At 55.3% G+C, this 20752-nt stretch carries 27 protein-coding genes and 3 pseudogenes; 10 read left to right on the forward strand and 20 right to left on the reverse strand.

From position 1 onward, the window contains the following. The 3 genes and pseudogenes from A7Q00_RS07140 to grcA form a co-directional block, all read left to right on the forward strand. Positions 1-308: pseudogene (locus tag A7Q00_RS07140) on the forward strand (IS630 family transposase); the annotation flags it as partial. 295 nt (positions 309-603) lie between these two features. Beyond that, positions 604-942, forward strand: coding sequence for a cupin domain-containing protein (locus A7Q00_RS07145; protein WP_064089901.1), 339 nt, complete (start codon positions 604-606; stop codon positions 940-942). A gap of 83 nt (positions 943-1025) precedes the next feature. Beyond that, complete coding sequence (gene grcA, locus A7Q00_RS07150; protein WP_064089902.1) at positions 1026-1415, forward strand: autonomous glycyl radical cofactor GrcA; 390 nt, start codon at positions 1026-1028, stop codon at positions 1413-1415. A 159-nt stretch (positions 1416-1574) separates the two neighbouring features. On the opposite strand, the gene A7Q00_RS07155 is transcribed toward grcA, so the two are convergent. The 3 genes from A7Q00_RS07155 to A7Q00_RS07165 form a co-directional block, all read right to left on the reverse strand. Then, positions 1575-1979, reverse strand: coding sequence for a hypothetical protein (locus A7Q00_RS07155; protein WP_156503768.1), 405 nt, complete (start codon positions 1977-1979; stop codon positions 1575-1577). Between the two features lie 325 nt (positions 1980-2304). Continuing rightward, positions 2305-3675 carry a bifunctional UDP-N-acetylglucosamine diphosphorylase/glucosamine-1-phosphate N-acetyltransferase GlmU gene (gene glmU, locus A7Q00_RS07160; RefSeq protein ID WP_064089904.1) on the reverse strand — a complete coding sequence of 457 codons (1371 nt, stop codon included), beginning with the start codon at positions 3673-3675 and terminating at the stop codon, positions 2305-2307. Positions 3676-3768: 93 nt separating this feature from the next. Beyond that, positions 3769-4038, reverse strand: coding sequence for a hypothetical protein (locus A7Q00_RS07165; RefSeq protein WP_003824232.1), 270 nt, complete (start codon positions 4036-4038; stop codon positions 3769-3771). A gap of 197 nt (positions 4039-4235) precedes the next feature. On the opposite strand from A7Q00_RS07165, the gene A7Q00_RS07175 reads away from it, so the two are divergent. From A7Q00_RS07175 to A7Q00_RS07190, 4 genes are all read left to right on the forward strand, one after another. Continuing rightward, entirely contained in the window at positions 4236-5147 is a 912-nt protein-coding gene (locus A7Q00_RS07175) for a hypothetical protein (protein ID WP_156503769.1), read from the forward strand. 230 nt (positions 5148-5377) lie between these two features. After that, on the forward strand, positions 5378-5665 hold the full coding sequence (gene groES / locus A7Q00_RS07180) for a co-chaperone GroES (RefSeq protein ID WP_003824210.1): 288 nt from the start codon (positions 5378-5380) through the stop codon (positions 5663-5665). 55 nt (positions 5666-5720) lie between these two features. Further along, positions 5721-7364, forward strand: coding sequence for a chaperonin GroEL (gene groL / locus A7Q00_RS07185; protein ID WP_023887198.1), 1644 nt, complete (start codon positions 5721-5723; stop codon positions 7362-7364). 423 nt (positions 7365-7787) lie between these two features. Then, positions 7788-8318 carry a hypothetical protein gene (locus A7Q00_RS07190; RefSeq protein ID WP_156503770.1) on the forward strand — a complete coding sequence of 177 codons (531 nt, stop codon included), beginning with the start codon at positions 7788-7790 and terminating at the stop codon, positions 8316-8318. 318 nt (positions 8319-8636) lie between these two features. On the opposite strand, the gene ispH is transcribed toward A7Q00_RS07190, so the two are convergent. Further along, positions 8637-9569 (reverse strand): 4-hydroxy-3-methylbut-2-enyl diphosphate reductase, encoded by a 933-nt coding sequence (ispH, locus tag A7Q00_RS07195; RefSeq protein WP_064089908.1) that lies wholly within the window; start codon positions 9567-9569, stop codon positions 8637-8639. 50 nt (positions 9570-9619) lie between these two features. Continuing rightward, positions 9620-10126, reverse strand: coding sequence for a signal peptidase II (lspA, locus tag A7Q00_RS07200; RefSeq protein ID WP_156503771.1), 507 nt, complete (start codon positions 10124-10126; stop codon positions 9620-9622). Between the two features lie 249 nt (positions 10127-10375). On the opposite strand from lspA, the gene A7Q00_RS07205 reads away from it, so the two are divergent. Both A7Q00_RS07205 and A7Q00_RS07210 read left to right on the forward strand, forming a co-directional pair. Further along, positions 10376-10576 carry a (2Fe-2S)-binding protein gene (locus tag A7Q00_RS07205; RefSeq protein ID WP_064089909.1) on the forward strand — a complete coding sequence of 67 codons (201 nt, stop codon included), beginning with the start codon at positions 10376-10378 and terminating at the stop codon, positions 10574-10576. A 98-nt stretch (positions 10577-10674) separates the two neighbouring features. Beyond that, positions 10675-11178: a hemerythrin domain-containing protein gene (locus A7Q00_RS07210; protein ID WP_064089910.1), complete on the forward strand. Its 504-nt coding sequence runs from the start codon at positions 10675-10677 to the stop codon at positions 11176-11178. A gap of 249 nt (positions 11179-11427) precedes the next feature. Here the strand turns inward: A7Q00_RS07210 and A7Q00_RS13875 are convergent, their stop codons facing one another. The 14 genes and pseudogenes from A7Q00_RS13875 to A7Q00_RS07265 all read right to left on the reverse strand — a co-directional run. Next, complete coding sequence (locus A7Q00_RS13875) at positions 11428-11577, reverse strand: hypothetical protein (RefSeq protein ID WP_179946215.1); 150 nt, start codon at positions 11575-11577, stop codon at positions 11428-11430. 49 nt (positions 11578-11626) lie between these two features. Further along, entirely contained in the window at positions 11627-13651 is a 2025-nt protein-coding gene (gene ftsH / locus A7Q00_RS07215; protein WP_064089911.1) for an ATP-dependent zinc metalloprotease FtsH, read from the reverse strand. Between the two features lie 79 nt (positions 13652-13730). After that, entirely contained in the window at positions 13731-14351 is a 621-nt protein-coding gene (locus tag A7Q00_RS07220) for an RlmE family RNA methyltransferase (protein ID WP_064089912.1), read from the reverse strand. A gap of 101 nt (positions 14352-14452) precedes the next feature. Continuing rightward, positions 14453-14773, reverse strand: a complete 321-nt coding sequence (gene iscA / locus A7Q00_RS07225; RefSeq protein ID WP_064089913.1) for an iron-sulfur cluster assembly protein IscA — start codon at positions 14771-14773, stop codon at positions 14453-14455. A gap of 73 nt (positions 14774-14846) precedes the next feature. Continuing rightward, positions 14847-15332: a toxin-antitoxin system YwqK family antitoxin gene (locus A7Q00_RS07230; RefSeq protein ID WP_156503772.1), complete on the reverse strand. Its 486-nt coding sequence runs from the start codon at positions 15330-15332 to the stop codon at positions 14847-14849. A gap of 130 nt (positions 15333-15462) precedes the next feature. Further along, positions 15463-15705, reverse strand: a complete 243-nt coding sequence (locus A7Q00_RS07235) for a Rossmann-fold NAD(P)-binding domain-containing protein (RefSeq protein ID WP_064089915.1) — start codon at positions 15703-15705, stop codon at positions 15463-15465. 147 nt (positions 15706-15852) lie between these two features. Then, the gene (locus tag A7Q00_RS07240) at positions 15853-16119 is read right to left on the reverse strand and encodes a DksA/TraR family C4-type zinc finger protein (protein ID WP_003824194.1); all 267 of its coding nucleotides are present in this window, start codon (positions 16117-16119) and stop codon (positions 15853-15855) included. Between the two features lies 1 nt (position 16120). Next, a complete protein-coding gene (iscU, locus tag A7Q00_RS07245) occupies positions 16121-16504 on the reverse strand; it encodes a Fe-S cluster assembly scaffold IscU (protein ID WP_064089916.1) in 384 nt (127 codons plus the stop codon). A 64-nt stretch (positions 16505-16568) separates the two neighbouring features. Then, complete coding sequence (locus tag A7Q00_RS13530; protein WP_156503773.1) at positions 16569-16745, reverse strand: hypothetical protein; 177 nt, start codon at positions 16743-16745, stop codon at positions 16569-16571. A 12-nt stretch (positions 16746-16757) separates the two neighbouring features. Beyond that, positions 16758-16892, reverse strand: coding sequence for a hypothetical protein (locus A7Q00_RS14170; protein ID WP_281179007.1), 135 nt, complete (start codon positions 16890-16892; stop codon positions 16758-16760). Positions 16893-17007: 115 nt separating this feature from the next. Then, positions 17008-17301 carry a hypothetical protein gene (locus A7Q00_RS07250; RefSeq protein WP_064089917.1) on the reverse strand — a complete coding sequence of 98 codons (294 nt, stop codon included), beginning with the start codon at positions 17299-17301 and terminating at the stop codon, positions 17008-17010. Between the two features lie 86 nt (positions 17302-17387). Further along, entirely contained in the window at positions 17388-18602 is a 1215-nt protein-coding gene (locus tag A7Q00_RS07255) for an IscS subfamily cysteine desulfurase (RefSeq protein WP_064089918.1), read from the reverse strand. Positions 18603-18689: 87 nt separating this feature from the next. Next, on the reverse strand, positions 18690-19145 hold the full coding sequence (locus tag A7Q00_RS07260) for an Rrf2 family transcriptional regulator (RefSeq protein ID WP_064090008.1): 456 nt from the start codon (positions 19143-19145) through the stop codon (positions 18690-18692). 192 nt (positions 19146-19337) lie between these two features. After that, a pseudogene (locus tag A7Q00_RS07265) lies at positions 19338-19622 on the reverse strand (glutamine--tRNA ligase); the annotation flags it as partial. Between A7Q00_RS07265 and A7Q00_RS07270 the strand changes: the two are divergent. Further along, positions 19518-20117: pseudogene (locus A7Q00_RS07270) on the forward strand (DNA topoisomerase IV subunit B); the annotation flags it as partial. The pseudogenes A7Q00_RS07265 and A7Q00_RS07270 overlap by 105 nt on opposite strands. Before the next feature lie 86 nt (positions 20118-20203). Here A7Q00_RS07270 and A7Q00_RS07275 read toward each other — a convergent pair. Then, positions 20204-20713 carry a hypothetical protein gene (locus tag A7Q00_RS07275; protein WP_064089921.1) on the reverse strand — a complete coding sequence of 170 codons (510 nt, stop codon included), beginning with the start codon at positions 20711-20713 and terminating at the stop codon, positions 20204-20206. Between the last annotated feature and the right edge of the window lie 39 nt (positions 20714-20752).

The following is a 20752-nucleotide window of genomic DNA, read 5'->3' on the forward strand; positions in this document are numbered from 1 at the left end:
TTGCTCCGATGGTTTATCAAAATACGATGACCGGAGTCTTTTTTGAAGCGTGGTTTCAGCAATGCCTACTGCCCGCATTGACTCAAAAATCGGTGATTATTTTAGATAATGCACGATTTCACCGTATAGGTGTCTTACGGGAAATGGCGGAAAAATTGGGACATAAGGTATTGCCTCTTGCACCCTATTCACCTGAGCTCAATCCGATTGAGAAGGTGTGGGCGAATATTAAGCGGTATCTTCGAACCGTATTGTCTGATTACGCCCGATTTGACGATGCGTTACTGTCCTATTTTGTTTTTAATTGACTATAATTCACTATACTTGGTTACTTTCTCTAATCAAACACAGCCGCCATGCCGGTTTGAAACAGCAGAGATTTGAGAAAACCCATTAAAATCTGTAAAATAGCTGCCAGGAGCAGAATAAGGCGGCAGGTTAGGAAGGCTGTTCACATCCTTATTTCCAACCTAAGCCACGCCAGCTTAACCAATGGCACATTTTCTGCCGTATTTAATTTAAAACCGAACGTTTGCCGCATTCCAACGGCCTATCGCAGCATATCCCGGCCTTGGCGGCATCCGGATTTTCAGGAGAAATACCATGCGAGGCTATCAGCTAGACCCACACCAAACCGTAGGCGGCGTGATTGCGGAGGACGCCGACCAGCAAATCGTGCAGCTCAACCTGCAAAAAGGCAACGAAGTGCCGCCCTACTCCGCCGAAGCCATCATCACCATCACCGTGCTCTCCGGCGCGGTGTGCCTGAAAACCGAGCAGGGGCAGATTGATTTGCAGCCGATGACCCTGGCGCGGCTCGAGCCGCATGAAACCCATGCCTTGGTGGCCCTGGAAGACAACACTTCCGTGCTGGTGGTGAAACAGCTGTGCTACCACGCCCTGCTCAACCAAAAACTGCGCTTTGGCCGCTGCTGCATTTAACCGTTTTCACACCGTATTGCCCGGCAATGCGGAATGATTTTAAAACCATGGCTTTACAACACAACTTTTGGAGATGAATCATTATGATTAAAGGCATTCAAATCACTCAATCCGCCCAACACCCCGCCTTGGTGCACTCTTTCTGGCTGTTGGACGACGAAACCCGTCAGGCACGCTGCCTGTGCAGCAAGGACGAGCATTTCGCCGCCGACCAAACCGTTACCCTGAGCGACTTGGGCGATGTGGCCTACCGGGAAGTGGCCGTAGACAGCTACGTGCGCCCGAAAGTGGAAGGCGGCCAGCACCTGAACGTGAACGTGATGAGCCGCGAAATGCTGGAAGACGCAGCCGCCAACCCCGACAAATACCCGCAGCTCACCATCCGCGTATCCGGCTATGCCGTGCGCTTCAATTCCCTCACGCCCGAGCAGCAGCGCGACGTGATCACCCGCACCTTCACGCAGCATATGTAAGCCTGTAAGCCGGAATCGCAACACAGCCCCGCCGTTTCAGATGGCGGGGCCGGTTTTTGTGCGTACGGTAAAGGGGCTACCTGAAAATCTATAGCCGGTAGGCGAAAGATATCGTTGGTTAGCAAATATCGTGATATTTGAAACGGATAGAGGCGGCATTCACCGCACCGTAAAGCCGTCAAACCGGTTTATCTCTTTCTCAATATCGGCCATGGCCTGCAGGCAGCGGGTGGTTTCGTGGCGGAAGGCGTTGCGCTGGTTTTCGGTTTGGGCGCAGTTGAGCTTGGCGTTCCACGCGCGAAATTGGCGCTCCAGAGCCGCCAGCCGTTCATACGGGCGGCTGTCAAAGAAGGCGCAGCGCTCTTGCCGGTATTGCTGCATAACCGCCTGCAACTGCCGCCAGGCGTATTTGTGCCGTTTGGGCGGAATGGCGAGTTTGTAGGTAACGAAGGTGCAGCGTTGGCCGCACTCGGGGCAGTTCGGCGCGGGTTTCCGCCTGCCGTAAACGTGCGGGCGGCGCAGGGCGGTGCGGCATTCGAAGCAGACGTAATAATGGTTGGACACGGGGTTTCCTTGTGCGGCGGGCGGCTGGATTTGCCGAAACGCGGGCTGCTTGGAACGGCTATTCCATGCATAACGGCAGCGGGGATACGCTTCTGAATAATCTTTCAAATCAATCGGGCGGCTTGCAGCAAAAGCCGTTTTCTCTCCTACCGTTCGGCTGCCCGGCAAAAGCAATGCGGATTTTGCGACCGGGCATATCAGGGCGATAACCCATCCTACCATGTTTGGCTGCGCAGAATAAAGGCTACCTGAAAATTGAAAACCATTGCTTCCATTGGTATATATTTTTTCAGGTAGCCTTAGGCTACGGAAGCGAAACCCCAGCCTATTTTTTCTCTTTTTCAGGCCGCACCCAGCCGGGGATAGTGGTTTGGCGGGCGCGGGTGAGGGTGAGTTCGCCTTCGGGGCAGTTGCGGGTGAGCGTGCTGCCGGCGCCGGTGGTGGCGCGGTGGCCGATGGTGAGCGGGGCGACCAACATATTGCCGGAGCCGATGCGCACTTCGTCGCCGATAACGGTTTGGTGTTTGTGCACGCCGTCGTAGTTGCAGGTGATGGTGCCGGCGCCGATGTTGCTGCGGCTGCCGATTTGCGCGTCGCCGAGGTAGGTGAGGTGGTTGGCTTTGCTGCCGCGGCCGATGGTGCTGTTTTTCACTTCCACGAAGTTGCCGATGTGCACTTCGTCGGCCAAATCGGCATTGGGGCGCAGGCGGGCGAAGGGGCCGATGCGGGCGCTGCTGCCGATGCGGCAGTTTTCGAGGTGCGAGAAGGGCTCGATAACCGTGTTATCGCCGATGACGGCGTTTTTAATCACGCAGTTGGCGCCGATGGATACGTTGTTGCCGAATTGGTTGTCGCCTTCCAGCACCACGTTCACATCAATCACCACGTCTTGGCCGTGCCGAAGGCTGCCACGCAGGTCGAAGCGGGCCGGGTCGCACAGGGTGAGGCCGGCTTGGAGCAGGCTTTGCGCCTGTTCGCGCTGGAAGATGCGCTCGAGTTCGGCAAGCTGGATTTTATTGTTTACGCCGGCGGCAAGGTGGGAGGAGGCTACCTGAACGGGATGCACGGCCACGCCGTCGGCGCGGGCAAGGGCGATGACATCGGTGAGGTAGTATTCGCCTTGGGCGTTGTTGCTGGAGAGGCTGCCCAGCCAGCGGGCGAGGTGGGCGTTGGGCAAAACGAAAATGCCGGTGTTGGTTTCGCGGATGGCTTTTTGCTCAGGCGTAGCGTCTTTTTCTTCCACAATGGCGGCCACTTGGCCGTTGGCCTCGCGGATGATGCGGCCCAGCCCGAAGGGGTTGGGCGGGATGTCGGTGAGCAGGCCGATTTCGCTGCCGGCGGCTTGCAGCAGCTTTTCTAGGGTGGCGCGGTTAATCAGCGGCACGTCGCCGTAGAGCACGAGGGTGCGGCCGGTGTTGCCGAGGTGCGGCAGGGCGGTTTGCACGGCGTGGCCGGTGCCGAGCTGTTCGGTTTGCTCCACCCAGCGGATGCCTTCGCGCTGCACTTGTTCGCGCACCTGCTCTTTGCCGTGGCCGATCACCACGTTGATACTTTGCGGGCTGAGGCTTTGTGCAGTATCGATAACGCGCTCGAGCATGGTTTGGCCGCCGATGCGGTGCAGCACTTTGGGAAGGGCGGAATACATGCGCGTGCCTTTGCCGGCGGCGAGGATAACGATATGGAGGGGCTGGTGCATGAGGGAGCTTTCTGGAAACGATTTCGTTGAAATGATGGTTTTCAGGTAGCCTGCTTGGGGCTACCTGAAAAAAGAGGATTCAAACTGCCGATATTAATGGCTGCTTGGCGCTTCGGGCACGCTGTCGCCGCTCCAGGTGGTGCGCGGCACGCTGTGTTGGTGTTGTTCGCGGGTAACAGGCACGGGCACGGGGCGGTATTCGTTGTAGCGTTGGTCGCGGGCGAAAGTGCCGTCTTGGTATACCACGGGCGTGCCCGGGGCGTAACGCTGGCGCAGGCCGGTTTTGCCTTGTTGGTCTTGGTAGGTTTCCCAAGTGCAGGCGGAAAGGGCGATGAGGGCGAGCAGTAGAACGACGGGGCGCATGACTTTATCCTTTTTCTAGTTGTGAGACGGGGGTTGCTTTGGATGCCAATTATAACGCGAACGGCCGGGGCTGGCTGTAAGGCTACCTGAAAAAGGGAAGATGGATTTTCATTCAGTTGAATCTTACGTTGTCAGATAGTTTTCTATACTACAATTCGTGCGATTTTGAATTTGCATCAAGACAAAGGGAAAAGGATATGCATGAACGGCAAGACAACCGCTATGCGCCGCCGTTGAGTATGGCGGAAAAAGCTGCGAACCCGGTGGGCGGGCAATATTTGGCTGTGGCCAACTCGTTACCGTCGATACGGGCGTTTGCTTGGTTTGGGGCGGCTTGGGCTTTGTTTCGGCAGCGGGCTGGTTGGTGGTTTTGGCTGGTGTTGGCTTGGACGATACTGTCGTATATTTTGGCTGCTGCGATGCAGGCATTCATGCCTTCAGTTATTCCTTTTTTCCCTGCCGTGCGAGATTTTGCCGCCGTGTTTGCCACGGCGGGGGTGGCTTATGCGGCAGAACGGGTGGAGCAGCAAGCCCGTATTAATTGGCGTGCCAGTTTGGTGGTGTTGGTGCGGTGTGCAGGAGCATTAGTGCTGTTGGGTTTGTTGAATGTGGTGTTTGAACAACTGCTGCTTAGGGTGGGGGCAAGACTGGAGGACTATGCTATGCATATGTCGTTTCAATCGCCGCAATCGCCGTTGCTAAGGCTTGTGTCTTTGATCAATTCTTGGAAATGGCTATTTTTTATGTTGGCATGTCTGCTGCCGAACGGCGTAGCGCCGATGTTGGTCGTGTGCCGCAGAATGGGTGTGCTACGGGCTTGGGCAGCGGGTTGGCACGGGATGGGGCGCAATGCCGGCGGAGTGGTAGTGGCTGTGGCGTTGGCAACATTATTGGTCTGGATCGAGCGGCTGGTGTTGGGGATAGCCGTGGCGCTGACTCAACCCACATTGGCACTGATAGAGACGATAGATGCGGTACCGCCCGTGTGGATGATTCGGGTGGCGTCGCTAGTGAACAATATGATTGGCTTACTGCTGATGTTGGTATTGTATGCGGCATATCGGGATGTATTCCTTAAAAGAGAAACAAGTGTAAAACAGGCTACCTGAAAATTACCGACTAATCTTCTCCAGCATCAAACCAACCCTTCCAGGCCGCCCCTGCCCCCCTTCCCACCCAGGTAAACCCGCCTACCGGATATTTTTTCCCGCCCTGCCCTTGAATTCGCCGACGCCAGCCTTATTTTTAAGCCCGCACAAGCGGTGTGCCGCGTTTGGCGCGGCGCATTTCTGTTTACCCTCAATCGGGTAGGAACATTTTTGATTTGGAGATTCGATTTATGAAAATTCGTCCGTTACACGACCGTGTGGTTATCAAACGCCTCGAAGCCGAAGAAAAAACCGCTTCCGGTATTGTTTTGCCCGGCTCTGCCGCTGAGAAGCCCGATATGGGCGAAGTGGTGGCCGTGGGTGCTGGTAAGCTCACTAAAGGCGGCGAGCGCCGCAAGCTGGATGTGAAAGTGGGCGACCGCGTGATTTTCGGCAAATACAGCGGCCAAACCGTAAAAGCCGACGGCGAAGAGCTGCTGGTGATGCGCGAAGAAGATATCTTCGGCATCGTGGAATAAACAGCTCTGATTCAAGAACAGAAATTACTGATTTTTTATTTTAGGAGTCATACACATGGCAGCAAAAGATGTACAGTTTGGCAATGAAGTCCGCCAGAAGATGGTAAACGGCGTAAACGTTTTGTCTAACGCCGTGAAAGTAACTCTCGGCCCGAAAGGCCGCAACGTGGTGCTCGACCGCGCTTTCGGCGGCCCGCACATCACCAAAGACGGCGTGACCGTGGCCAAAGAAATCGAACTGAAAGACAAGTTTGAAAACATGGGCGCGCAGATGGTGAAAGAAGTTGCCTCCAAAACCAACGACGTGGCCGGCGACGGCACCACCACCGCTACTGTATTGGCACAAGCCATCGTGGCCGAAGGCATGAAATACGTTACCGCCGGCATGAACCCGACCGACCTGAAACGCGGTATCGACAAAGCCGTGTCCGCTTTGGTAAAAGAGTTGCAGAATATCGCCAAACCCGTGCCGGAAAAATCTAAGGAAATCGCCCAAGTGGCTTCTATTTCCGCCAACTCCGACGAATCCATCGGCAACATCATCGCCCAAGCCATGAACGAAGTGGGCAAAGAAGGCGTGATCACCGTTGAAGACGGCAAATCGCTGGAAAACGAAGTGGAAGTAGTGAAAGGTATGCAGTTCGACCGCGGCTACCTCTCTCCCTATTTCGTCAACAACCCGGAAAAACAACTGGCCGAACTAGACAGCCCGTTTGTTCTGCTGTTTGACAAAAAAATCAGCAATATCCGCGACCTGCTGCCTGTGTTGGAGCAAGTAGCCAAAACCAGCCGCCCGCTGTTGATTATCGCTGAAGACGTGGAAGGCGAAGCCTTGGCCACTCTGGTGGTGAACAACATTCGCGGCATCCTGAAAACCGTGGCCGTGAAAGCCCCGGGCTTCGGCGACCGCCGCAAAGCCATGTTGCAAGACATTGCCATCCTCACCGGCGGCACCGTGATCGCTGAAGAAGTGGGCTTGTCTTTGGAAAAAGCCACGCTGGAAGATTTGGGCCAGGCCAAACGCATCGAAGTGGGCAAAGAAAACACCACCATCATCGATGGTTTGGGCGACAAATCCGCCGTGGAAGCCCGCGTGGCCGAAATCCGCACCCAGATTGAAACTGCCACCAGCGAGTACGACAAGGAAAAACTGCAAGAGCGCGTGGCCAAACTGGCCGGCGGCGTGGCTGTAATCAAAGTGGGTGCGGCCACCGAAGTGGAAATGAAAGAGAAAAAAGACCGCGTGGACGACGCGCTGCACGCTACCCGTGCCGCCGTTGAAGAAGGCGTAGTGGCTGGTGGCGGCGTGGCTCTGCTGCGTGCGCGTGCGGCGTTGAAATCAGTGGAAACCGCCAATGCCGACCAAGAAGCCGGCGTGCAAATTGTATTGCGTGCGGTTGAGTCTCCGCTGCGCCAAATTGTGGCCAACGCCGGCGGCGAGCCGAGCGTGGTGGTGAACAAAGTGCTGGAAGGCAACGGCAACTTCGGCTACAACGCCGGTAACGACAGCTACGGCGATATGCTGGAAATGGGCGTAATCGATCCGGCCAAAGTTACCCGCTTCGCGCTGCAAAACGCCGCTTCCATCGCCGGACTGATGCTGACCACCGAATGCATGGTGGCCGACATTCCGGAAGACAAACCCGCCGCTCCCGATATGGGCGGAATGGGAGGCATGGGTGGAATGGGCATGATGTAATCATCCCAAACGCCATGCAAAAGCACCCTCGCCTGAGGGTGCTTTTTCTTGCCTGCCGTTTACCGTTTAAAGGCTACCTGAAATTTTATAGTGAATTAAATTTAAACCAGTACAGCGTTGGCTCGCCTTGCCGTACTATCTGTACTGTCTGCGGCTCGCCGCCTTGTCCTGATTTAAATTTAATCCACTATAGCTTCACAGAAACTTCGCTGCGCCTTCAGGTAGCCTCTTCCCATTGCTATATACATCCGTATGATAAAAAATTTATATATATAACAATAAAAAATATAAATTTTCCACACCAAATCCAACCCAGCATCAGACTTTGGCACGCTTTATGCTTACCCACTATCGAAATTTCTTTTTCTAACTATCCAAACCATCTCAACAATTATTAGGAAACCCAATACAATGGCTACAGCAGTGAGAAAATTATCCCGTAACAACAAATCCCGCAGCAAACGCAGCGGCAATAATGGCGGCGGCGCATTGCGCGCAATCGGCCTGTTGCTGGCTCTGATTCTGGTGGGCGGTGGTGTTTATGCCTATATGAACCCGGAAATCATCGAGCAAGCCAAAGCCATGGTCGGCTTGGCCGAACCGGCCAATGAGGGCAATATGGGCAGTGGTGCGACCGCCCAACAGGCTCCCGCCGCCCCCACCATCACCGATCCGAAAGCCGTTGAGGCACTGAACATGGCGAAGGTATGGGTGGAAACCCGCTTGGCCAAAGGCACTCGCCTGAATGAAATCAACGAAGCAATTGATGTGCCCGCCAGCCAGAAGGAATTCTGGCAGAGCATTACCCTCAGCCAAGGCGCGATTACCGCTATTCCAGCCGGCAGCACTGCCGAGCGTGCGGTTCTGCTGTTGCCGATGCAATCGCAAGGCCAGCTGATTTGGGCTTGTGCAGGCGACATCCCGCAGGCTATCGAAAGCATCTGCGCCCAGTAAAAGTTACTCTCTAGCTGTTCTTTTAGGCTGCTTGATTTTTCAGGTAGCCTGTTTTTTTCTATGGCTAAGGCTTAGTGAATCCAACTTAAATCAGAACCAAATGACGAGCCGCAAAGAATATGCGGCATGCAGCAAACACCATACTGGTTTAAATCGAATCCACCACCCTTCTCCATACCAAACAAAAGGCTACCTGAATATTTTTCAGGTAGCCTTTTGCTATATCATTTGTTTTATAGTGGATTACAACAAGAATGAGACAAAGCAAGCCAACGCAGCAGCATGCTTAATTTTATCCTACTATAAATCTGCCCAACCTCACCCACGCAGCTCTTTGGGCAGCACAAACACAATACTCTCTTCTTCCCCTTCACCTTCCCGCACCGTCTCAAAGCCCCAGCCGTGCACGGTGTCCACCACCTCTTGCACCAGCACCTCCGGTGCGGAGGCTCCGGCCGTAATCCCCACCCGCTCTTTGCCAGCAAACCATTCCTTTTTCAGGTAGCCCGCATTGTCCACCATATAGGCATCCACGCCATGTTGTGCGGCCACTTCGCGCAAACGGTTGCTATTAGAAGAATTGGGCGAGCCCACCACCACCACCACATCACTGGCCGCCGCCAGTTGCTTTACCGCCTCTTGGCGGTTGGTGGTGGCATAGCAGATGTCTTCCTTGTGCGGGCTGCGGATATTGGGGAAACGCGCCCGCAGCGCATCGATGATTTCCTTGGTTTCATCAATAGACAGCGTGGTTTGGCTCACGTGCGCGAGCTTATCGGGATTGCGCACTTCCAAATCGGCCACATCCGCAGCTGTTTCCACCAAAAGCATACTGCCCGGCGGCAGCTGCCCCATGGTGCCTTCCACTTCCGGGTGGCCGGCATGACCGATCATGATGATTTGGTAGCCGTGCTCATCCAAACGCGCCACTTCGCGGTGCACCTTGGTAACCAGCGGGCAAGTGGCATCAAACACGCGGAAACCGCGCTCCGCCGCTTCCTCCTGCACCGCCTTAGATACGCCGTGCGCCGAGTAAATCAGCGTGGCACCGGGCGGCACATCTGCCAATTCTTCAATAAAAACAGCTCCTTTGGCGCGTAAATTATCCACCACGAATTTATTGTGCACCACTTCGTGCCGCACATAAATCGGTGCGCCAAACAGCTCCAATGCCCGCTCCACAATATTGATGGCACGGTCCACCCCCGCGCAAAAGCCGCGCGGATTGGCCAGCATAATGGTTTTCGCCATGTTTTTTCCTCTGAGTGTGGTTGGTCTAGCTATCACTGAAGCTGACGCTTTCAGGTAGCCTGATTACGCTTACCCTGACGGAAACCGTCAATTACGAACAATGCTGCGCCAACGCAGATAAAACTGTCGGCCACATTAAATGCCGGATAGTAGTGATTATTCCAATAAAACAATAAGAAATCGATGACATGGCCGTAGTTGATGCGGTCGATAACATTGCCGATGGCACCGCCGATAATCATCGCTGCCGCCACATCGCCCAAGCGGCCAAACTTCCCCGAACGGATACCCAATGCCAAATACAGCGTCACCACCACCGCCAAGCCAGCAAACAAGTATTTCTGCCAGCCTGAAGCACCGGCCAAGAAACTAAACGCCGCACCGGGGTTGTACACATGCGTCAAATCGAAAAAACCCTCGATCACCGGCTCGCGCCAGTTGAACATAATATGATCCACCACCCACAGCTTGCTCCACTGATCCAACACCACCACCAAAGCAGCCAGCAAAGCATACGGCCACAGCCGGAACCACGAAACTTCTTTCATATTCATCATTACCCAACAGATAAAAAAGTGGCCGCATTTTACTATAAAGCACCAGTAGGCAGCCAAACTTATGGCACAAGCCCGGTCGTGCAAACCAATACACCACCATCAGGCTACCTGAAACCACTATTGCAACATAATTGCCCAACCTTCTCTTTTATTAAATAAAAAACCTATTGCCAGGCTAATTGGTTTCCATTACCATACACCAATAATACTGATTATCAATAGAACAACTATTTTCAAGGGGGCACACCCATGTTCGTCTGCGTTTGCAATGCCATTTCCGACCGTCAAATCCAAGAAACCGTTGCCGCCGGAGCCACCAGCCTTACCGATCTGCAAAACGCCTTGGGCGTGGCCACCTGCTGCGGCTGCTGCGCCGATTTGGCCGTTTCCTACCTAGGCAACCACAGTGAAAATCATCAGGCTGCTGCCGGCAAAAACAACCTGCAATAGCCGCGTTGCCGCCGCCCAGCAAATCCTGCCCACACATTGACACTGCTGCCGTATTACGGCAGCATTTTGCTTTTCAGGTAGCCTCAACAATACACATCATGGACTTATTCAACACCCGATCCGTTACCTTCGAGCAACCCACCGCCATGCTGCGCGCCTGCCACGGCAAAGTAAAACGCTTCTGCAGCCAGCTGCACGCCCTGCCCGACTATCTGCAACAGCACGGCTACAACACCGTGGCCGAACAGGCCGTTGCCCAAATCCGCCACTATTTCAACGTAGCCGCCCCGCTGCACCACCAAGACGAAGAAGAAGACTTTTTCCCCTTGCTGCTGCAATACGCCCCCGAAGCCAAAGCGCTGATTCAAGAATTGGAAAACGAACACCAATCCCTGCATGGCAGCTGGGATTTGCTCAACCGACACCTAGCCTCCCTCACCGACGGCACGCCGCTCAATCCCGAGCTCATCACCCACTTCACTGCCGGCTACGACTTCCACATTCCGCGCGAAGAGCAGCTGTTCGACCTAGGCGACCAAAAAATTCCCGAAGCCGAACTGCGCATCATCGGCAAACGCATGGCCGCCAGGCGGCAAGGGTAAAGGCTGAGTACTGTTCGGCAATAAAAAAAGGCTACCTGAAAATCGGCTTCGCAGATATGTGCAAAGCCTACTTTCAGGTAGCCTTTCTGATATTCAAAACGGCTTCTGCATACCTCGTTGGTCTACATCACCCACATTTTACCGAAAGCTTTATCGCTATACTTGAACAGTATAACCAAAAGGCTACCTGAAAGTTTAGCGTTGAAGCTCACGCTTTCAGGTAGCCTTTATTGAAAGAACTAACTAAGCTTAGCCGCCGCAAACGCCGCAGCAGCCGCTTTCGGTGGTTTCGCCGTTGTTGCTGTCGGCATTGTTGAGCACCTTCAGCTCGATATCTTCCTGTACTTGCGGTACATGGTTATCGGCAGCTTCCAGCTGGAGATTTTCGTTTTGGCTCATCGTTTTTCCTTTCATCGGATATGTGGGTGGGGAAATATATACCGTGATTTCAGGGCTGTTTGTCGGCAGCAGCCTCTTGCTGATCCGTATCCTCTGCAGCCTGCGTGCTCAATGGGGCGGCAACTTGGTCTTGCCCTGCGGCTTCATCTGCCAAAGCCGGAGCGGGGTCGGCAACTGGCCGGTCGGTTTCGTCCGCATCCGTTGCCTCATTATTGCCCGCATCAACATCGTTGTCGCCACGCACATTGTGGCTATAGTCTTTCGGCGGGCTGGGCTGCTTGCCTGCCATGATCTCCAGCACTTGATCGCGATCGATGGTTTCCCATTCCATCAAAGCCTTGCACATGGTTTCCATCTTATCGCGGTTTTCATCTAGGATTTTGTAGGCCACTGCATATTGTTCGTCCAGAATGCGGCGGATTTCGGCATCTACCTCCTGCTGGGTTTTCTCGGAAATATGCTGCGAACGGGTAACGCTGCGGCCGAGAAACACTTCGCCCTCGTTTTCGGCATACACCATCACGCCCATTTTCTCGCTCATGCCGTAACGCGTTACCATCTCCCGCGCCATCTGCGTAGCGCGTTCGAAATCATTGGACGCGCCGGTGGAAATGCGGCCGATAAAAATATCTTCGGCAATACGCCCGCCAAACAGGATGGCCAGCTGGCTGAGCATTTGGTCTTTATACATCGAGATGCGGTCGCGCTCCGGCAGCTGCCAGGTCAAGCCCAGCGCACGGCCGCGCGGCATGATGGTTACTTTGTGCACCGGATCGGTAAACGGCAGGCTCTCGGCCACGATGGCATGCCCGGCTTCGTGATAAGCGGTGGCGCGTTTTTCGTCTTCATGCATCACCATGCTGCGCCGCTCGGGGCCCATATAGATTTTGTCTTTGGCGTCTTCAAAGTCGCTCTGATCAACCTTGATTTTATTGCGGCGGCCGGCAAACAGAGCAGCCTCGTTCACCAAGTTGGCCAAATCCGCACCGGAAAAACCGGGTGTGCCGCGCGCCAGCGACACCAAATCCACCGAAGCATCCAGCGGCACTTTCTTGGCGTGCACCTTCAAAATCTGCTCGCGGCCGCGGATATCGGGCAGCGGCACCACCACTTGGCGGTCGAAACGGCCGGGGCGCTGCAAGGCCGGGTCGAGCACGTCTGGGCGGTTGGTGGCGGCAATCACGATAACAGTCTGATTGCTTTCAAACCCATCCATCTCCACCAGCAGCTGGTTCAAAGTTTGTTCGCGTTCATCGTTGCCGCCGCCCAAACCGGCACCGCGCTGGCGGCCCACGGCATCGATTTCGTCGATAAAGATGATGCAGGGCGCATTTTTCTTGGCCTGTTCAAACATATCGCGCACGCGGGAAGCGCCCACGCCCACGAACATTTCCACAAAGTCCGAACCGGAAATGCTGAAAAACGGCACGCCCGCTTCACCGGCAATCGCCTTGGCCAGCAAGGTTTTGCCCGTACCCGGGCTGCCGGCCAGCAAAATTCCGCGCGGCACGCGGCCGCCCAGGCTCTGATAGCGGTTCGGCGCTTGGAGGTAGTCCACGATTTCCTGCACTTCTTCTTTCGCCTCGTCGCAACCGGCCACGTCGGCAAAGGTTACGCGGTTGGCATCTTTATCCAGCAGCCGGGCACGGCTTTTGCCGAAGGAAAACGCCCCGCCCTTGCCCCCGCCGCCGTTTTGCATACGCAAAAAGTAAAACCAAGCGCCAATCAGCAGCAGCACCGGCAGGAGGCTGGTGAAGAAAATATTGCTCCACAGGCCAGGCTTTTCTTCAGGTATGTATCGGAAATCAACGTTCTTGTCCTGCAACATCGTCAGGAGTTTGTCGTCCATCGGCGCATTGGTATAGAACTTGGATTTGTCGGTGCGCTCGCCTTTAATCACATAACCGCTCAGCAGCGTGCCTTCAATATCCACCTTGGCTACTTCGCCTTTGTTTACCTGCTGGATAAACTGCGAATAGTTGATCAGCTGTTTGTCTTCCCTCTTGCCCAGCAACGCTTGGGCCGAGGCAAGCAGCACCCCGGCCAGAAACAGCCAAACCAAAATCGTCCTCATGGTGTTACGCACGGTAACAAGCTCCTAACTATATAAATATAAAGTGCAAAAAACAGATGATAACCAGCACCTTGCCTGATTACCGCTTATTCCTGCCCAGCAGATATACCTCGCTGGAACGGCTGCGCGAGGCCTTAGGCTTGCGCACCTGTACTTGGGCAAACACCCCGCGCATGGCCTGCATATATTCCTGAAAACCCGCGCCTTGAAACACTTTCACCAGCATATTGCCGCCCGTTTTCAGGTGCTCGGCGGCAAAATCCAGCGCCAGCTCGCACAAAACATAGCTGCGCGCCTGATCGGTTACCGCATTGCCCGACATATTGGGTGCCATATCGCAAATTACAAGGTCTAGCGCGCGGCCTTCGAGCAGATTTTCCAACTCCTCCAGCACCTCGTTTTCGCGGAAATCGCCTTGGATAAACGATACGCCCGCAATCGGCTCCATCGGCAAAACATCCAAGGCAAACACCCTGCCCTGCGCCCCCGCCAACTTAACCGCTACCTGCGACCAGCTGCCCGGCGCGCTACCCAAATCGGCCAGCACGGTGCCGTTTTTAATCAACTTGTCTTTTTCGTTGATTTCCAGCAATTTGTATGCTGCCCGGGCACGGTAGCCGTCTTTTTGCGCCTGATGCACATAGGGGTCGTTCACGTGTTCGTTCAGCCAGCTTTTGGAGGATTTGGAACGGGTTGCCATCATCAATCCAATCGAAGAAACGGCTGCATTGTAGCCGATAAGGCTACCTGAAAACCACAATCGGGATTTCAGGTAGCCTTATGACGCACCAATCCAGAGGCTCAAACATTAAAGCTTTCGCCGCAACCGCATTCGTTTTTCACGTTCGGGTTGGCGAATTTGAAGCCTTCCTGCAGGCCTTCTTTGGTGAAGTCCAGCTCGGTGCCGTCGAGGTAAACATGGCTTTTCGGATCAACCAATACTTTCACGCCGTGCCCTTCAAACACCAAATCATCGGGCAGGATTTCATCGGCAAATTCCAGCGTGTAGGCCATGCCGGAGCAGCCGCTGGTTTTCACACCGATGCGGATGCCTTCGCCTTTGCCGCGTTTGGTGAGGAAGTTGCGGATATGGTCGGCAGCGTTGGGAGTGAGTGTAATCATGGGGGTTTCCTTTGTTTTAAGTTCTTGATAGAGGCTACCTGAAAAACAGTATCGGGTTCAGGTAGCCTTTCGGTTAAGGTTTGGCATTATCCGGCTCTGCCGCCACGGGTGTTTTCGTGCGGGCGGCGCAGTCGATGATTTCGTCTTTTTCCAAACGGCCTGCCCGATTGTATGCCTGTAGGCGGGTAACGATGCCGTTTCGGTAGAGCAGGCGCAGGCGCAATGTGCCGTCCGATAGGTAGCCGTGCGACCATCCTTCAATCTCGCCCTGTGCGTTATAGCTGTGCCGGGTACGGACTCTGCCGTTTGGATGGAATATTTCCAACTGCAAGGGCCGGCCGTTTTTGATCACGACCTGCCTGTCTCCCCGGGGAGGCCAGCGGTATTTGCCGTCGGGCAGGCCTTCCGGCAGCGGCGGGAGGATGCGGGCATGCTGTTTTTCGCACATCCACAGGCTCTCTTCATTTTCCGCCGTGAGCGCTGGCAGGTTGCGGACGGAGGCGGCGCAACCGGCCAGCAGCAATATGGCAGGGATTGGAAGGAGTAATTTGGTTTGCATAAGGCCTCGTTGTTCGGGCGGCAGATATAGCGGATTAAAATCGCCATGCTACGGCATTGATCCGCCTTGACGTATTGCCTTGTACGCCTCGTAGCTCGCTGCTTTTAACCCACTTATTTTCAGGTAGCCTTTATCCCGCCGTCTGTCGCCGCTTTGCCCAATCCACAGCGGCCTGCATGGCGGCGCGCGCCTGCGGGCTGTTTTTCCAGCAGGTGCTGCCGGTGAGCGCCGCGCCCTGTTGCAGCATATCGTCCACATCGGCGGCGGCGAGCTTGTCCACGTCGTCCAAGCCCATTTGTTGCAGGCGTTGCAGCACGGTTTTGCCGATGCCTTTTTCAGCAAGCAGGGATTGGGTTTCTTCGGGGGTAAACATGGGTTTGTTCGGTATTGGCGTCGGCAGGATTTTTTGGGATGGGCTACCTGAAAATCGTCAGGCGGCGAAGCGGTCATACACGGCATTGCCGACGCAGGCGCGTTGCCGAGCAACTCGGTTGCGCTGAAACCATCGGTTCCAGGTAGCCTATTTCAGCTGGCTGTCCTTACTGCCGCGCCGGTTGTAGGCGGAGCGGAATTGCTGTTGTTTGTCGGCCTCTTCTTGGCAGGCAATGCACAACTGTACGCCGGGCAGGGCGCGGCGGCGGGCTTCGGGAATCGGCTCGCCGCATTCGGCGCATTCGCGTGCGCTTTCGCCGGAGGGCAGGTTTTGCCGGGCGGCAGCCAGCGCGTCGTCCAAATTGGCGTCGATTTGCGCCTGCTCCGCGCCGTCGGGCGCCCAACCGCCGGCCATGTTATACGCCTTTTTTCTTTTTGTAGTCCGCCACGGCGGCTTTCACCGCGTCTTCGGCCAAAATCGAGCAGTGGATTTTCACGGGCGGCAGTTCCAATTCTTCGGCGATTTCGCTGTTTTTAATCGCCAGCGCGTCGTCCAGGCTTTTGCCTTTCACCCATTCGGTAATCAGGCTGGACGAGGCAATGGCGGAGCCGCAGCCGTAGGTTTTGAATTTGGCGTCTTCGATGATGCCTTGGTCGTTCACTTTGATTTGCAGGCGCATCACGTCGCCGCAGGCGGGCGCGCCCACCATGCCGGTGCCGACGTCGTTGTCGTCTTTGTCGAACGTGCCGACGTTGCGGGGGTTTTCGTAATGGTCGATGACTTTGTCGCTGTATGCCATGATGTGTTTCCTTGTATTTTTAGCGGGTTAGTAAAATTTCTTGGGTGCAGGCTGCTTTTTGCGCCTACGGGTGCGGGGTAACGGTTTCCACCTTGATTTGCCCGTCCGGCTGCTTGTGCGTGCGCACATAAGGCGTGGATGATTTCTGCGTGCGGGCTTCGGGACGCGTATCCGTGTGGTCGGGCGTAGCGCAGGCGACCAGCGCGGTTGCGCCGATAATCGTTAAGAACAGGTGTTTCATTTCAGGCTGCCTTTAAATTTTGCACGCGCCGCCTTCGCAGCCGTCGTCGCTGTTTTCGGGGTCGGTGCCGCCTTCTACGGTGATGCCGTCAAAGCTGTCGAGGAGTGCGTCCAAGTTGTCGAAATCGTCTGTAGTTTGGTCGTTCATGGTTATTCCTTGTGTGTGCAGGCTGCTTTTGGGCGGAGCAACCTTGCCCGCGCGGTATAGCGGAGTAGAATTGCAATGATACGGCGTTGCCAACGCCCTTATGTACTACCCATAATCAAAGATATGCCGTCAGATGCAGGCTGCTTTTCAGGCTGCCTGAAAAACGGTTGCCGTGCGGCGCATCGCCCTGCGGCGAGATTTTGCCGTCCAACAGCCACGGGGCAACGTGTTTCGCCTGTGTTTGGTACACATTGGGATAGCCGCCTTTGTTTTCGGTCTGCTCGGCGTGCCCTGCTTGGCAAAGTTCGTTCAGCCAATCCGCACTGAAAACACCGAACTCCCACGAGGCGATGAGGTGCGGCTCTTGCCTGTACGCATCGCTGAAACCGGTTATCCACCAGCCCAGCATGATTTGCTCCTTGTGTTATCGGTTTTCAGGTAGCCTGAAACGCGAACTTAAACGTTCACACTCCATTGCCAAAGTGCAGGCTGCTTTTAATGCGCCGCCCATTCAATCGAATTCAAATCAATCCCGTCTTTAAACATTTCCCACAACGGAGAAAGCTCACGTAGTTTGCCGATTTTAGATTTAATCAGCTCTGCGGCAAACTGCACTTCTTCTTCGGTGGTCATGCGGCCGAAGGTAATGCGCAGGGAGGAATGCGCCAGTTCGTCGTTGCGGCCGAGCGCGCGCAGGACGTAGCTGGGTTCGAGCGAAGCGGAGGTGCAGGCGGAGCCGCTGGATACGGCGAGTTCTTTCACGGCCATAATCAGGCTTTCGCCTTCGACGAAGTTGAAGCTGACGTTCAGGTTGTTCGGGGTGCGGTGTTCGAGGTCGCCGTTGATATAGACTTCTTCGATGCCTTCGATGCCTTTGAGGAAGATGTCGCGCAGTTTGCGGTAGTGCGCCATGTCTTGCTCGAGTTCTTCTTTGGCGATGCGGAAGGCTTCGCCCATGCCGACGATTTGGTGGGTCGGCAGGGTGCCGCTGCGGAAGCCGCGTTCGTGGCCGCCGCCGTGCATTTGGGCTTCGAGGCGGACGCGGGGTTTGCGGCGGACGTACAGCGCGCCGATGCCTTTGGGGCCGTACACTTTGTGGCCGGACATGGACAGCAAGTCGATTTTGGCGGCTTCCACGTCCACGGGCACTTTGCCGCAGGCTTGGGCGGCATCGACGTGGAAGACGATTTTGCGTTCGCGGCAGATTTCGCCGATGGCGGGAATGTCTTGCACCACACCGATTTCGTTGTTCACCCACATCACGGAAATCAGAATGGTGTCGGGGCGGATGGCGGCTTTGAGTTCTTCCAAATCAATCAGGCCGTTTTCCTGAACGCCGAGGTAGGTGACTTCAAAACCTTGGCGTTCGAGTTCGCGCATGGTGTCGAGCACGGCTTTGTGTTCGGTTTTGACGGTGATGAGGTGTTTGCCTTTGGTTTTGTAGAAATTTGCCGCGCCTTTGATGGCGAGGTTGTCGGACTCGGTCGCACCGCTGGTGAAGATGATTTCTTTGGGATCGGCGTTAATCAGGGCGGCAATGTCGGCGCGGGCTTTTTCGACGGCTTCTTCTGCTTCCCAGCCAAATGCGTGGCTGTTGGAAGCAGGGTTGCCGAAGGTTTCGGTTAGGTAGGGAATCATTTTTTCGGCCACGCGTTTGTCAACGGGTGTGGTGGCGGCGTAGTCGAGGTAGATGGGGGTTTTGATGGTCATGATGTTCTCTTTTAGGTGTGGTTGTGTAATTCATTCATAGTTGGAGCACATTCCCAGAGCGGCAAACCAGCGCCGCAGAGAAGTGCTTTAGCTATAGCGGATATGGGTAAGGCTGATGGCAGCCTCATGATGGCGGTGGCTAGCCCTTTTATCCAGCACGTCTTGCAGGGAGACACTGTTCAGGTAGCCTTGGATGGTTTGATTGAGACTTTCCCACAAATCGTGCGTGAGACAGGGCGCGCCTTTGTGGCAGTTGGTTTGGCCGCCGCAGCGGGTGGCGTCCAACTTGTCTTCGGCGGCGTGGATGATTTCGGCAATGTTAATGCTGCCGGGCTGTCGGCTGAGCAGATAGCCGCCGCCGGGCCCGCGCACGCTTTCTACCAGCCCGGCACGGCGCAGTTTGCCGAAAAGCTGCTCGAGGTAGGATAAGGAAATATTCTGCCGACCGCTGATGGCATTGAGGCTGACGGGATTTTCGCACCCATACAGCGCCAAATCCAGCATGGCGGTTACGGCGAAACGGCCTTTGGTGGTTAATCGCATAGGGCTATGGTCTTGTTGCATCAGGGGGATGCGGATTTTCCAATACCCAAGTGATTTAGTCAAGTATAGATACTGCCCGGCATGAAAGCAGGCTACCTGAAAACGATGTTTCGGCGTAGCCGAAGCAAAGTTTCTGCGAAGCTAAAACGACGTTTCGGCTTTTTCAGGTAGCCTTCACATCCGACACAGGGCTTATTGTGCTTTCGCCTGCCAAGTGTCGCGCAACCCCACCGTTTTGTTAAACACGGGTTTGCCTTTCGCGTGGTCTTTGCGGTCGGTGACGAAATAGCCCAGCCGTTCAAACTGCCAGCGGCTCTCCGCAGGCAAATCGTTGGCGGCGGCTTCAACGTAGGCGGTGATTTCTCTAGCTGATTCGGGGTTGAGGAAATCGGTGAACGGCAGGTATGCGCCGTCTTCACCGCGCACGGCATCAGGGCGGGGTTCGGTGAACAGGCGGTCGTACAGGCGCACGGTGGCGGGAACGGCCTGCGCTACGGCAAAATCGCCATTTTGTCGGATGCCGATGTGGACGGATCGCACATCCAAGTGCTGCTGCTCACCCTGTTTTACCGCCACTTCCCCGCGCTGATCCGCCACGGCCATATCTACGTTGCCCAGCCGCCGCTGTTCCGCGTGGACGTAAACGCCCAAGGCAAAGGCCGCCCCGCGCGCAAATTCTACGCGCTCGACCAGGGCGAACTCGAAGGCATCTTAGAACGGCTCGCCGCCGAAAAAGTTAAGGAATCCGCCTATTCCATCAGCCGTTTCAAAGGCCTGGGCGAAATGAACCCCGACCAGCTCAAAGACACCACCATGAACCCCGACACCCGCCGCCTGCTGCGCGTCGGCATCCCCGAGCACGACAGCGAAACCACGCTCGCCGCCTTCACCCGCCTGATGGGCAAAGGCGAAGCCGCCGCCCGCCGCAGCTGGATGGAAGCCGAAGGCGACCGGGTGGAAGCGGATATTTAGGTTTTCAGGCAGCCTGAAACCGTTTTGGCGCGTAAAGGCAGCCTGAAAACCTTTCAGGCTGCCTTTACGTCCGTCTGAAAGCGGATTTACGGCACGATGTTTACTTTCACGTTACGCACATTGAAGGTGTCGATAAAGACCTCGTCTTGGCTCGAGCACACCTCAAAGCTGGTTCCAAAGAAACCGAGGGGTGCCTCGTCTTCAATACTGCCGTCTACGAACCGGTAGATTTTGGTCTGCCAGCCGGTATAGCCGCCGAAGGTGTTTTTGGCGTTCACTTCTGCGCACACTACGTAATATTCGTTGGTTTTCAACTCTCTGGGTGTTTCTGGCGGATATGTATTTGCCAGAGGATTGTATATTTGGAACACTTTGTGCGGCGTGCCGATGCGGATTTTCGCGCTGTCGGGGTCGAGCAGGGTGTCGTTGAGGTATTGGCGGATTTGCCGTTGGTAGTTTCTGGGGTAGCTGCCGTAGTTTGCGCTGCGCACGGTTTTCATGCTGACTTGCGCGGACGGGGGCGTGTAGGCGCAGGCGGCTAAGAGTAGGGACAGGCTGCCGATCAGGGCGGCGCGGGTGGGAAGTTTGGTTGTCATATTTTCTTTCCTTTTGGTTTTGGGGTGGGACGATGTTTT

The organism is Eikenella halliae (genome assembly GCF_001648475.1).
Lineage (GTDB): Bacteria > Pseudomonadota > Gammaproteobacteria > Burkholderiales > Neisseriaceae > Eikenella > Eikenella halliae.

Bases quoted from the DNA above. Each gene is read 5' to 3' on its own strand.
- glmU (WP_064089904.1), bottom strand. From the start codon at position 3,675: ATGCACCAGCCCCTCCATATCGTTATCCTCGCCGCCGGCAAAGGCACG.
- iscA (WP_064089913.1), bottom strand. From the start codon at position 14,773: ATGATTACACTCACTCCCAACGCTGCCGACCATATCCGCAACTTCCTC.
- A7Q00_RS07205 (WP_064089909.1), top strand. From the start codon at position 10,376: ATGTTCGTCTGCGTTTGCAATGCCATTTCCGACCGTCAAATCCAAGAA.
- ispH (WP_064089908.1), bottom strand. From the start codon at position 9,569: ATGGCGAAAACCATTATGCTGGCCAATCCGCGCGGCTTTTGCGCGGGG.
- groL (WP_023887198.1), top strand. From the start codon at position 5,721: ATGGCAGCAAAAGATGTACAGTTTGGCAATGAAGTCCGCCAGAAGATG.
- A7Q00_RS07255 (WP_064089918.1), bottom strand. From the start codon at position 18,602: ATGACCATCAAAACCCCCATCTACCTCGACTACGCCGCCACCACACCC.
- A7Q00_RS07235 (WP_064089915.1), bottom strand. From the start codon at position 15,705: ATGTTTACCCCCGAAGAAACCCAATCCCTGCTTGCTGAAAAAGGCATC.
- A7Q00_RS07165 (WP_003824232.1), bottom strand. From the start codon at position 4,038: ATGCGCCCCGTCGTTCTACTGCTCGCCCTCATCGCCCTTTCCGCCTGC.
- A7Q00_RS07240 (WP_003824194.1), bottom strand. From the start codon at position 16,119: ATGGCCGGCGGTTGGGCGCCCGACGGCGCGGAGCAGGCGCAAATCGAC.
- A7Q00_RS07210 (WP_064089910.1), top strand. From the start codon at position 10,675: ATGGACTTATTCAACACCCGATCCGTTACCTTCGAGCAACCCACCGCC.
- A7Q00_RS13530 (WP_156503773.1), bottom strand. From the start codon at position 16,745: ATGAAACACCTGTTCTTAACGATTATCGGCGCAACCGCGCTGGTCGCC.
- A7Q00_RS07175 (WP_156503769.1), top strand. From the start codon at position 4,236: ATGCATGAACGGCAAGACAACCGCTATGCGCCGCCGTTGAGTATGGCG.
- A7Q00_RS07275 (WP_064089921.1), bottom strand. From the start codon at position 20,713: ATGACAACCAAACTTCCCACCCGCGCCGCCCTGATCGGCAGCCTGTCC.
- ftsH (WP_064089911.1), bottom strand. From the start codon at position 13,651: ATGAGGACGATTTTGGTTTGGCTGTTTCTGGCCGGGGTGCTGCTTGCC.
- A7Q00_RS07250 (WP_064089917.1), bottom strand. From the start codon at position 17,301: ATGCTGGGCTGGTGGATAACCGGTTTCAGCGATGCGTACAGGCAAGAG.
- A7Q00_RS07145 (WP_064089901.1), top strand. From the start codon at position 604: ATGCGAGGCTATCAGCTAGACCCACACCAAACCGTAGGCGGCGTGATT.
- A7Q00_RS07260 (WP_064090008.1), bottom strand. From the start codon at position 19,145: ATGCGATTAACCACCAAAGGCCGTTTCGCCGTAACCGCCATGCTGGAT.
- A7Q00_RS14170 (WP_281179007.1), bottom strand. From the start codon at position 16,892: ATGAACGACCAAACTACAGACGATTTCGACAACTTGGACGCACTCCTC.
- iscU (WP_064089916.1), bottom strand. From the start codon at position 16,504: ATGGCATACAGCGACAAAGTCATCGACCATTACGAAAACCCCCGCAAC.
- lspA (WP_156503771.1), bottom strand. From the start codon at position 10,126: ATGATGAATATGAAAGAAGTTTCGTGGTTCCGGCTGTGGCCGTATGCT.
- A7Q00_RS13875 (WP_179946215.1), bottom strand. From the start codon at position 11,577: ATGAGCCAAAACGAAAATCTCCAGCTGGAAGCTGCCGATAACCATGTA.
- A7Q00_RS07230 (WP_156503772.1), bottom strand. From the start codon at position 15,332: ATGCAAACCAAATTACTCCTTCCAATCCCTGCCATATTGCTGCTGGCC.
- A7Q00_RS07220 (WP_064089912.1), bottom strand. From the start codon at position 14,351: ATGGCAACCCGTTCCAAATCCTCCAAAAGCTGGCTGAACGAACACGTG.
- grcA (WP_064089902.1), top strand. From the start codon at position 1,026: ATGATTAAAGGCATTCAAATCACTCAATCCGCCCAACACCCCGCCTTG.
- groES (WP_003824210.1), top strand. From the start codon at position 5,378: ATGAAAATTCGTCCGTTACACGACCGTGTGGTTATCAAACGCCTCGAA.